This is a genomic window from Nocardia thailandica NBRC 100428 (assembly GCF_000308795.1).
Classification (GTDB): Bacteria; Actinomycetota; Actinomycetes; order Mycobacteriales; family Mycobacteriaceae; genus Nocardia; species Nocardia thailandica.
Map to the genome: position 1 here is coordinate 21,736 of NZ_BAGK01000214.1, position 12,511 is coordinate 34,246.

General features: G+C 74.2%; 1 pseudogene. It reads right to left on the bottom strand.

From position 1 onward, the window contains the following. Positions 1–182 precede the first annotated feature (182 nt). Positions 183–12,329 (bottom strand): annotated as a pseudogene (locus ON36_RS24270) (non-ribosomal peptide synthetase); the annotation flags it as partial. Positions 12,330–12,511 lie beyond the last annotated feature (182 nt).

A 12,511-nucleotide genomic window follows, 5' to 3' on the forward strand; every position in this document is an offset into this window, starting at 1 on the left:
GTGCAGCATATCCGCACCTCTGCGATCACGGGGGTGATACGCCTGCCCGATGACCGCCCCCGCGCGCGGTGATGCAACACGCAGAATGCAGGACTCGCGCGCGGGCGCGAAGCGGCGCCGCGCGTGTCACCCGACACACCGTCATGCCTCCGTCGGCCGTATCGAAACCGGTTGGTCTGTTGTTACCGGCCCGTCTCCAGCAGGCCGGCCAGCACCGGGCCGATCACCGCCAGCGCCTCCGGGGACGTCATGCCCTGGTGCGCCACCGCGACGGGATAGTCGGCGATCAACCCGCCCGCGTACGCCCGCCACGCCGAAGCCCCGCCGTGCGGCGCGGAGCCCGGGGTGGCGACGGTGGCGGTGAAGTAGGTCAGCGGGCCGTCGTAGACCCCCGGGGTGAGCCGGGCGGTGAGTTCCACCGTCCGCAGCGCGCCCCGGTAGATCCCGGCGAACCGTTCCGGGGTGAGCGGCGAGTCGCCCGCCAGGGCCCCGTGCAGGGCGCGCAGTTCGTCCGCGCCGAGGTCGTCGAGGTCCTCGGGCAGGCGGTCCGCGGGAATCCCCAGGTCCTGGAAGGCCTGGCGCAGCTCGGTGCGGAAGGCGGCGGGGTCGGCGCCGGGCACGCTGTCGAGCAGCACCAGCGCGCGCACCTGCTCCCCCGCCGCGCGCAGGCGGGTGGCCACCGCGTGGGCGAGCACGCCGCCCAGCGACCAGCCGAGCAGGTGGTACGGCCCGTGCGGCTGCACCGCGCGGATTTCGGCCACGTACCGGTCGACGAGTTCCTCCGGCGACGCGGGCGCGAAGTCCGGCTCGGTGAGCGCGGGCGACTGGATGCCCACGATGGGCCGCCCGGCCGGGACGTGCTCGGCCAGGCCCGCGTACACCCAGGCAAGGCCGGACATGGGATGCAGGCACAGCAGCGGTGCCTGCTCGCCCGCGGCGCGCAGCGGCAGCGCGACGCCGAGCGCGGCGTCGAGCTCACCGGCCGAGGTCCGGGTGCCCGCCTCGTCGAGGCGGCGGGCCAGCCCGGCGACGGTGGGGTCGCCGAAGAACGCCGCGACGGTGAATTCCGCCCCGGTCCGCGCCCGCAGCACGGAGACCACCTGAGTGGCCAGCAGCGAGTTGCCGCCCAGGGCGAAGAAGTCGTCGTCCAGGCCCGCCTGCTCGATACCGAGCGCCTCGGTGAACGCGGCGGCGACCGCGATCTCCGCCTCGGTCCGCGGCGCGCGGAAGGGCGCCTGCTCGAACACCGGCGCGGGCAGCGCCTTGCGGTCGAGCTTGCCGACCGGGGTGAGCGGCACCTCGTCGAGGACGACCACGGCCGCGGGCACCATGTGCGCGGGCAGGGAGCGCGCCCCGAACTCCGTGAGCGCGGCGGGCGTGACGGCGCGGCCCGGCACCGGAAGCACGTAGGACACCAGCGCGGTCGCCCCCGGCGCGGTCTCCGCGCCGACGGTGAGCACGAACTCCACGTCCGGGTGCTTGCCCAGCACCGCGTCGATCTCGCCGAGTTCGATGCGGAAGCCGCGGATCTTGACCTGGAAGTCGCTGCGGCCCACGTAGTCCAGCTGCCAGCGCGCGGTCGCCGCGGCGGCGTCGTTGCCCGCCCGGTGTTCGGGCGCGGCGAACCAGCGCACCACGTCGCCGGTGCGGTACATCCGCGAGCCCGGCGCGCCCCACGGGTCGGCGACGAAACGCTCCGCCGACAGGCCGGGCCGGTTGCGGTAGCCGCGGGCCAGGCCGCCGCCGGTGAGGTAGAGCTCGCCCGCCACGCCAGGCGGCACCGGCTGGAGGCGCTCGTCGAGCACCAGCGCCGACATGCCGTGCACCGGCGCGCCGATGGTGATCTGACGGCCGGGCAGCAGCTGGGCGAAGGTGCTGATGATGGTGGTCTCGGTCGGGCCGTAGGCGTTGAAGTAGCGCCTGCCCGGCGCCCACTTGGCCAGCAGCTCGGGGGTGGTCACGTCGCCGCCGACGGAGACCACCTCGATGTGGTCGAGCCCGGCCGGGTCGACCGTGCCGAGGACGGCCGGGGTGATGATCGTGTGGGTGACCCGTTCCTCGCGCAGCAGCGCGGCCAGGTCCTCGCCGCCGATGATCTCGGCGGGGACGATGACCAGCGTGGCCCCCGTGTAGAGGGCGACCACCCACTCCAGCACCGAGGGATCGAAGCTCGGCGAGCAGATGTGGGAGAACCGGTGGTGCGGTTGCAGGCCGTACAGGAACGAGGCGCAGTCGGCGAGCCCGACCACGCCCTGATGCGTCACTGTGACGCCCTTGGGCATGCCGGTCGACCCGGAGGTGTAGATGACGTAGGCCGGATGGTGCCGCCGCAACGGGCTGATCCGGTCGGCGTCGGTCACCGGGTCGGTGCCGTGCGCGCCGAGGAGCACGTCGGTCACCGGGTCGTCGAGGATCAGCCACTGCGCCTCGGCCGGAAGCTGTTCGGCGAAGGCGGCGCCGGTGATCCCGAGGACCGCGGCGGAGTCGGTGAGCATGTGGCGCACCCGGTCGGCCGGGTAGGACGGGTCGATCGGCACGTGCGCGCCGCCCGCCTTGGCCACCGCGAGGACCGCGAGCAGCATCTCGAACGAGCGCGGGAAGGCGATGGCCACCAGCTGCTCCGGGCCGACACCGCGGGCGATGAGCAGCCGGGCCAGCTGGTTGGCGCGGTCGTCGAGTTCGCCGTAGCTGATCGAGCGGCCCCGGTAGCGCACCGCGGTCCGGTCGCGGCCGAAGCGCAGGCCGCCCGCGAACAATTCGGGCAGCAGGCCGCCCGCCATGACGTCGTCGCCCAGCACGTGGGTGAGCCCGGCGTACTCGGCGCGCGAGAGCAGGGCCAGGTCCCCGACCGGGGTCTGCGGCGCGGCGACGATCCCGCGCAGCAGACGCAGGAAGCGCCGGCTGAACACCTCGACCGTGGCGTCGTCGAACAGGTCACGGGCGAAACCGAATTCGGCGTACATGCCGTCCGCGCCGAGTTCGCGCAGGGTCAGCGAGAGATCGAACTTGGCGGTGTCGATGTCGAATTCGACGCCGGAGACCCGGAGGCCGGGCAGCTCGAAGGAACTCTCGGGCAGGTTCTGCAGGGCGAGCGCGACCTGGAACAGCGGATTGCGCGCCGTGGAGCGCGCGGGCGCCACGATCTCGACCAGCCGCTCGAAGGGCACGTCGGCGTTGGCGAAGGCCGCCAGGTCGGTCTGCTTGATCCCGGCGAGGAGGTCGGTGAAGGTCGCGGCGCGGTCCACCTCGGTCCGCAGGACCAGGGTGTTGACGAACATGCCGACCAGGTCGTCGAGTTCGGCCTCGCCGCGCCCGGCGATGGGGGTGCCGACGGCGATGTCGGTGGTGCCCGAGAGGCGGGCCAGCAGCACCGCGAGGGCGGAGTGCATCACCATGAACAGCGTCGCGTTCTGCTCGCGCGCGAGCCGGCGCAGGTCCTCGGTGAGGCCCGCGTCGATCCGGAACTCGATCCGGCCGCCGCGGAAGGACTGGGTGGCCGGACGCGGCCGGTCGGCGGGCAGGTTGAGCTCGTCGGGCAGCCCGGCCAGGGTGCGCTTCCAGTAGGCGGTCTGGGCGGCGAGCACGCTGTCGGCGTCGTCCTCGGCGCCGAGCACCGCGCGCTGCCAGATGCTGAAGTCGGCGTACTGCACGGGCAGCGGCGCCCAGCCGGGGGCCTGCCCCGCCGTGCGCGCGGCGTAGGCGAGCACGACGTCGCGGGTGAGCGGGCCCATGGACCAGCCGTCGGCGGCGATGTGATGGGCCACGAACACGAGCACGTGCTCGACCGCCGGACTGTCGGTGACGCGCAGCAGCGCGGCCCGCACCGGCACGGCGGCGGTGACGTCGAAGCCCGCGCCGACCACGGCCCCGATGGCGGCGGGCAGCGCGGCGGCGACGACCGGCTGCGGGACCAGCCCGAGCGCGACCCGATCCGCCGGGACCACGACCTGGGCGGCGCCGCCGGGCACCGCCGGGTAGACGGTGCGCAGCACCTCGTGCCGCTCGATGACATCGCGCAGCGCCTGCCGCAACGCGGCCACGTCGAGGTCGCCGGTGAGCCGCACCGCGACCGGGATGTTGTAGGCGGCCAGCGAGGTGTCGAACTGGTTGACGAACCACATGCGCTGCTGGGCGGGCGAGAGCGGGATCCGCTCGGGCCGCGCCTGCGGGGTGAGCGGCACCCGGCCGCCCGCGCCCGCGTACTGCTCGACCTTCAGCGCCAGCGTCGCCACGGTGCTCGCCTCGAACAGCGCGCGCACCGGCACCCGGGTGTCGAAGGCCGCGCCGAGGCGGGCGGCGACCTGGGTGGCCAGCAGCGAGTTGCCGCCGAGGGCGAAGAAGTCGTCCTCGGCGCCGACGCGCTCCGCGCCGAGCACGTCGGTGAACACCCCGGCGACGATCTCCTCGATCGGGGTCGACGGCGCCCGGAAGGCCGTGGTCTCGAACTCCGGCTCCGGCAGGGCCTTGCGGTCCAGCTTGCCGTTGACGTTCAGCGGAAGGGCGTCGAGCACCACGAACGCGCCGGGCACCATGTAGGACGGCAACCCGGCCGACAGCGCCGACTTCACCCGCGCCACCTCGACATCCGCGCCGACCAGGTAGGCGACCAGGCGGTCACCGGTACGCGGGTCCGACTTGGCCAGCACCGCGGCCTGCGCGATCTCCGGCAGCGCCAGCAGCGCGGCCTCGATCTCGCCCAGCTCGATGCGGAAACCACGGATCTTGACCTGGAAGTCGGTGCGTCCGCGGTACTCCAGCTCGCCCGCGGCCGTCCAGGCGGCCAGGTCGCCCGTGCGGTACATGCGGGTGCCCGCCGGGCCGAACGGGTCGGCCACGAAGCGGTCGGCGGTGAGGTCCGCGCGGCCGAAGTAGCCGCGCGCGAGCTGGGCGCCCGCCAGGTACAGCTCGCCGGAGACGCCGTCGGGCACCGGGTGCAGGCGCGAATCCAGCACGTAGACCCGGCTGTTCCACTCGGGCGCGCCGATCGGCACGGAGCCGGTGTCGGCCGCGGTCACCGCGTGGTCGGTGATCGACACGGCGGCCTCGGTGGGGCCGTACAGGTTGTGCAGCGCGACCTCCGGGCAGCGGGCGCGCAGGCGCTGCGCCGTCCCGGCGGGCAGCGCCTCGCCGATGGCCAGGATCCGGCGCAGCCCGGCCAGGCCGGTCGCGGCGGTGGTCAGCAGCGCGTCGAGCATCGAGGGCACCGCGTGCAGCGTGGTGACGCCCTCGCGGGCCATGAGGTCGTCGAGGTAGGCGGGGTCGCGGTGGCCGTCGGCCGCGGCCACGACCAGGCGGCCGCCGCAGACCGCCGCCGACCAGAACTCCCACACCGACAGGTCGAAGGTCGCCGCGGTCTTGAGCAGCACCGCGTCGGCGGGGTCGAGGCCGAAAGCCGCGGTCTTCCAGAGCAACTGGTTGACCACCGCGCCGTGCGGCACCGCCACGCCCTTGGGGCGGCCGGTCGAGCCGGAGGTGAAGATGACGTAGGCGGTGTTGCCCGGCCGCAACGGCGCGACCCGCTCGCCCTCGGCGATCGGGCCGGCCGGGTACGCCGCCAGGTCGAGTTCCCCGAGCGGGATCACCGGCGCCGCGGCGGTTCCGAATCCGGTGGCGGCGTCGGTGAGCACGCAGACCGGTGCCGCGGTGCCGAGGATGTAGTCGGTGCGTTCGGCGGGCTGGTCGGGGTCGACGGGCACGTAGGCGCCGCCCGCCGCCGCGACCGCGTACATGGCGACGACCAGGTCCGTGGACCGGGGCAGGGCCAGCGCGACCCGGCTCTCCGGGCCGACGCCGAGCGAGATCAGGTGCCGGGCGAGGCGGTTCACCCGGGCGTCGAGCTCGCCGTAGGTGAGGGTGCCGTCCGGGGCGACGAGCGCGGTGCCCGTGGGGTGCGCGGCGGCCGAGGCGGCCAGCAGGGACGGCAGCGTCGCGGCCGGGTCGACCGGGTGCGCGGTGGCGTTGCGGCGGTCGAGCGCGGCGCGTTCCGGCGCGGCGAGCAGGTCGAGGTCGCCCACGATCGCGGTGGCGTCGGCGGCGACCGCGGCGAGCAGCCGCTCGAGCCGGGCGATGAACCCGGCGACGGTGTCGCGGTCGAACAGGTCGGTGGCGTAGGTGAGGAAGCCGCCGATGCCCGCGGGCGCGCCCGCGTCGTCGTAGCCGTCGGCGACGATCAGGTGCAGATCGAACTGGGAGACATCGGTTTCCGCGTCGACCCCGGCCACGGTGAGGCCCGGCAGCTCCAGGGCGCTGCGCGCCATGTTCTGGAACGACAGGCCGACCTGGAACAGCGGGTGGTGCGCGGTCGTGCGCGGTGGGCTCAGCACCTCGACGAGCCGTTCGAACGGGACGTCGGCGTGCGAGAACGCGGCCAGGTCGACCTCGCGCTGCCGCGCCAGCAGGTCGGCGAAGCGCTCCCCGCCGTCGAGGCGGGTGCGGAAGACGACGGTGTTGACGAACATGCCGATGAGGTCGTCGAGTTCGCGCTCGCCGCGCCCGGCCACGGGGGTGCCGATCGCGATGTCCCCGGCGCCCGAGAGCCGGGCGAGCAGGGCGGCGAAGGCGGTGTGCACCACCATGAACAGCGTGGCGTTGTGCTCGCGGGCCAGCTTCACCAGGCCCGCGTGGGTCGCGGCGTCGATCTCGACATCGATGCGCGCGCCCGCCAGCGAGGCGACGGCGGGCCGGGGGCGGTCGGTGGGCAGCTCGAGCAGGTCGGGCAGGTCGGCGAGGGCCTCGCGCCAGTAGCCGATCTGCTTGGCGGCCACCGATTCCGGGTCCGCCTCGTCGCCGAGGACCGCGCGCTGCCACAGGGCGTAGTCGGCGTACTGGATCCGCAGCGGCGCCCAGCCGGGTTCGCCGCCGGTGGAGCGGGCGGCGTAGGCGGTCATGATGTCGCGCACCAGCGGCCCCATGGAGGACCCGTCGGCGGCGATGTGGTGGGCGACGACGGCGAGCACGTGGTCGCGGCCGCCGTTCACGGCGAGCAGCCGGACCCGGATGGGCACGTCGCGGGTGACGTCGAACGGCGTCATGGCCAGCGCGTACACCGCGCCGGCGACCCCGTCCTCGGCGATCGGCTCGGCGCGCAGCCGGACGGGTTCGCCGACGGGCAGCACGACCTGGCTCGGCCCGTCCGCGGTCTCGGGGTAGATCGTGCGCAGGACCTCGTGGCGGGCCACCACGTCGTCGAACGCGGCGCTCAGCGCGGCCACGTCGAGGTCGCCGGTGAGCCGCAGCGCGAAGGGCAGGTTGTAGGCGGCCGACCCGGCGCTCGCGGCGCCGTCCCCGCTGTCCTCGAAGCGGTTGAGGAACCACATGCGCTGCTGGGCCAGCGACAGCGGAAGCCGCTGCGGCCGTTCGATGCTGCCCAGCTCGATGCCGCGGCCGTCGCGGATCCGCGACTCGATGGCCACGGCGAGCGCGGCGACGGTCGGGGTCTCGAACAGCACCCGCACGGGCACCCGGTCGCCGATCGCGGCGCCGAGCCGGGCCACGACCTGGGTGGCGACCAGCGAGTTGCCGCCGAGGGCGAAGAAGTCGTCGTCGGCGCCGACCCGGTCGATGCCGAGCACCTCCGCGAACACCCCCGCGACGATCTCCTCGACCGGGGTCGAGGGCGCGCGGAAGGTCCCGGTGCCGAACACCGGCTCCGGCAGGGCCTTGCGGTCGAGCTTGCCGCTGGGGTTCAGCGGGAACGCCGCCAGCGGCACGATCACCGAGGGGATCATGTAGGCGGGCAGCACGTCGGTGATCGCGGCGCGCAGCGCCTCGGGCGCGATCTCCGCGCCGGGGGTCGGCACGGCGTAGGCGACCAGCTGATCGCCCAGCGCGGAACCGGCCACGAGGGCGACGACCTGGCTGACCGACGGCTGGGCGAGCAGCGCGGTCTCGATCTCGCCGAGTTCGATGCGCTGGCCGCGGAACTTCACCTGGAAGTCGGTGCGGCCGATGTAGTCGAGGCGCGCGGGCAGCTCGTCCGCGCCGTCGCGCCACAGCACCAGGTCGCCGGTGCGGTACATGCGGGCGCCGTCACCGAAGGGGCTGGCCACGAAGCGATCCGCGGTCAGGTCGGGGCGGCGCACGTAGCCGCGGGCCAGCTGGTCTCCGGCCAGGTACAGCTCGCCGGGCACCCCGGCGGGCACGGGCCGCAGCCGCGCGTCGAGGACGTAGACCTCGACGTTCCACTGCGGCAGGCCGATCGGCACCGAGCCGCGTTCGTCGCCGCGGGCCTGCCAGTAGGTGACCGAGACCGCGGCCTCGGTCGGCCCGTAGAGGTTGTGCACGTTCGCCGAGGACACCCGGGCGAAGGCGGCCACCGTCTCCGGCGGCAGGGCCTCGCCGATGACGAACACCTCGCGCAGGCTGTCGAGCAGGCCGGGGGCCGCGTGCGCGGCGAAGACCGTCAGCATGGACGGCACGAAGTCGGTGACCGTGACCCGGTGCCGGGCGACGGCCTCGGCCACGTAGACCGGGTCGCGATGGCCGTCGTGGGTGGCCACGACCAGCTTCGCGCCGGTACGCAGCGGCATGAAATAGCCCCACAGCGAGACGTCGAAGGTGGTCGCGGTCTTCTGCAGGTAGACGTCGTCCGGCCCGAGCGGGTATTCGGCCAGCATCCAGGTGGTCTGGTTGTGGATGGCGCCGTGGGAGACCGCGACGCCCTTCGGCTTGCCGGTGGAGCCCGAGGTGAAGATGACGTAGGCCGGGTTCTCCGGGCGGACGGGCCGCAGCAGTTCGGTCGCCCGGACCGGGGTCTCGTCGTGCGCGCTCAGGTCGACCGTGTCGAGGAAGACCACGTCGATGCCCGCGGGCACCTCGACCGCGTCGGCCGTGGTGGTCAGCACGCAGGCGGGTCGGGCGGTGTCGAGGATGTGCGCGATGCGCTCGGCCGGGTGGTCGGGGTCGAGCGGCACGTAGGCGCCGCCGGCGGTGATCACCGCGTACATGCCGACGACGAGATCGAGCGAACGCCGGACGGCGAGGCCGACCAGCGATTCCGCGCCGACGCCGCGGGCGATGAGCAGCCGGGCCAGCCGGTTGACCCGCTGGTCGAACTCGCGGTAGGTGAGTTCGGCGCCCTCGTAGTGCACGGCCACGGCGTCGGGATGGTCGGCGACGGCGCGTCGGTAGGCGTCGAGCAGCAGCTCGGGGGCGAGCGGCTGGCGGGTGTCGTTCCAGCCGCGCAGGATGCGCGCGCGCTCCGTCTCCCCCAGCAGCTCGGCGGACCCGATCGCGGCCTGCGGCTCGGCCGCGACCGTCTCCAGCAGCCGGACCAGCCGCTCGGCGAACACGGCGACGGTGGCCTCGTCGAACAGCTCGGTCGCGTAGGTGAACATGGCGGTCAGGCCGTCGGTGCCGGGACCCTTGGGCGTGATCGAGAGCTGGAGGTCGAATTTGGCGAACGCGCCGTCGAGTTCGACGGTCTCGGCGGCCAGGCCGGGCAGCTCGACGCGCGGGGTGTCGAAGTTGTTGAAGAACAGCGCGACCTGGAACAGCGGGTGGTGCGCCTGGGTGCGGACCGGGTCGAGCACCTCGACGAGCCGTTCGAAGGGCAGCTCGCTGTGCGAGAAGGCGGCCAGGTCGGTTTCGCGCACCTGCTCGAGCAGGTCGGCGAACGAGGCCGCCGGGTCGATCTCGGTGCGCAGCACGAGGGTGTTGACGAACATGCCGACCAGGTCGTCGAGCGCGGCCTCGCCGCGCCCGGCCACCGGGGTGCCGATGACGATGTCGGCGGTGCCGGAGAGGCGGGCGAGCAGGGCGGCGAACGCGGCGTGCACCACCATGAACGGCGACGCGCCGCCCGCCTGGGCGAGGGCGTCTACGCGCGCGTGCAGCGCGGGGTCGAGGTCGAAGGTGAACACCGCGCCGCGACCCGAGGCGACGGTCGGGCGTGGCCGGTCGGCGGGCAGGTCGAGGCGGTCCGGGAGGCCGGCGAGGGTGTCGCGCCAGTAGCGGATCTGCGCGGCGGCCAGCGATTCCGGGTCGTGCTCGTCGCCGAGCAGCGCCCGCTGCCACAGCGTGTAGTCGGCGTACTGCACCGCCAGCGGCGGGTACTGCGGCGCGGCGCCCTCGCGCCGGGCGAGGTAGGCGGTGAGCAGGTCGCGCACGAACGGGGCGATGGAGGCGCCGTCGGCGGCGATGTGGTGGGCGACCACCGCGAGCACGTGCTCGTCGGGTCCCAGCTCGGCCAGCGCCACGCGCAGCGGAACCTGTTCGGCCACATCGAATCCGGCCGAGGCCAGGCCGGTGAGCCAGCCGGGGACGTCGTCCTCGCGCAGGGGCTGCGGCGCCAGGTCCGGCACCGCCCGCTCGGCGGGCAGGACCACCTGGTGGCCGGTGCCGTCGACCGCCGGGTACACCGTGCGCAGGGTCTCGTGGCGCTCGATGAGGTCGGCGAAGGCCGCGCGCAGGACCGCCGGGTCGAGCGGGCCGGTGAGCCGCAGCGCGAAGGGGATGTTGTTGGCCGCCGAGGCGGTGTCGAACTGGGAGAGGAACCACATGCGCTGCTGGGCAGGCGACAGCGGGACGCGCTCGGGCCGCGCCACCGCGGTCAGCGCGGGCCGGCCCGCGTCCTGCCCGGCCAGCGGGGCGAGCCCGGCGGCGAGTTCGGCGACGGTGGCGGCGGTGAACAGCAACCGCGCGGGCACCCGGGCGCCGATCTCGGCGCCGAGGCGGGCCGCGACGCGGGTGGCGATCAGCGAGTTGCCGCCGAGTTCGAAGAAGTCGTCGTCGGCGCCGATCGGCGCGTCGGGCTCGAGGAGTTCGGCGTAGACCGCGGCGACCAGTTCCTCGAAACGGCCCGCCGGGGCGCGGAATTCCTTGACCCGCAGCTGTGGCTTCGGCAGTGCGGCGCGGTCCAGCTTGCCGACGGGGGTGAGCGGAATGGTGTCGAGCACGGTGATCGACGGCGGCACCATGTGGGCGGGCAGGCTCTGCTCGGCGAACGCGGTCAGGGCGTCGACGTCGACCCGCGCGCCCGGCGCGGCGTGCACGTAGGCGGCCAGCATCGTCGCGCCCGTGTCGAGCCGGTGCCCGATCGTGACGGCGAAGTCGACGCTGTCGTGCGCGGCCAGCACGGCGTCGATCTCCCCGAGCTCGATCCGGAAACCACGGATCTTGACCTGGAAGTCGTTGCGGCCCAGGTACTCCATCTCGCCGGTGGCGAGGCGGCGGACCAGGTCGCCGGTCCGGTAGAGCCGGGACCCGTCCCCGGCGACGGGATCGGCGACGAACCGGGCGGCGGTCAGGGCGGGCCGGTCGTGGTAGCCGCGCGCCACCTGGGCGCCGCTGATGTACAGCTCACCGACCACCCCGTCGGGCACGACCGAAAGCCGTTCGTCCAGGACGTATTCGGTGATGCCCCGGGTCGGGGCGCCGATGGTCACCGGTTCGCCGGGCACCAGCGGATCGCTGATGTTGGTCATGATGGTGGTCTCGGTCGGCCCGTAGCCGTTGAAGAACTCGCGGCCGCCGACGGCCCAGCGCCGCACCAGTTCCGGCGGGCACGCCTCGCCGCCGGCGACGACGACGCGGAAGTCGTCGAGGCCTGCCGGGTCGACGGAGGCCAGCGCGGCGGGGGTGACGAAACCGTGGGTCACCCGTTCGCGCCGCAGGACCGCGGCCAGTTCGTCGCCGCCGAGCACCTCCGGCGAGACGATGACCATGGTGGCGCCGCCGCCGAGGGCGAGCAGCAGTTCCAGCACCGAGGCGTCGAAGGAGGGCGAGGCGAAGTGCAGGGTGCGCGACCGGGCGGTCACCCGGTAGCGCTCGCGCTGCTCGTCGCAGAACCCGGACAGGCCCGCCTGGGTCACCACGACGCCCTTGGGCTTGCCGGTCGAGCCGGAGGTGTAGATGACGTAGGCCGGGTGCTCGGCGCGCAGCGGCGCGGTCCGCTCGGCGCCGGTGACGGGCTCGACCGGGTACTCCTCGAGCTGCGCGGCGAACTCCGCGTCGTCGAGGACCAGCCACTGGACCCGGCCGGGCAGCTCGCCCGCGACCTCGGCGACGGTCAGGCCGAGGACCGCGCCCGAGTCGGCCACCATGTGCGCGACCCGGTCCGCCGGGTAGTTCGGGTCGACCGGCACGAAGCCCGCGCCGGTCTTGGCGACCGCCCACACCGCAAGCACCGACGCGATCGAGCGCGGGATGCCGACCGCGACCAGGTTCTCCGGGCCGACGCCGAGGTCGATGAGCAGCCGGGCCAGCCGGGTGGACTGCTCGTCCAGCTCGGCGTAGCCGAGGGTGGCGACGGTGCCGGTGCCGTCGGCGAAGACGAGCGCGGTGCCGCTCGGGTTGGCCTCCACGGCGGTGGCCATGAGCTGCGGCAGCGTGATCACCCGTGGGCGCCGGGTGCGGGTGGGCCGCTGGCGGACCGGGCGGGTCATGCCCGCGCTCCCGTGGTGCTCGCCGGCTTGCGCTGTTCCCCGACCACCCGAACCATGACCTCGTCTCGTCCTTCGCCTCGTAGCCGTGCACGCGGGCGGCGCACACGTTGTCGTTCATCGGCCCCGAC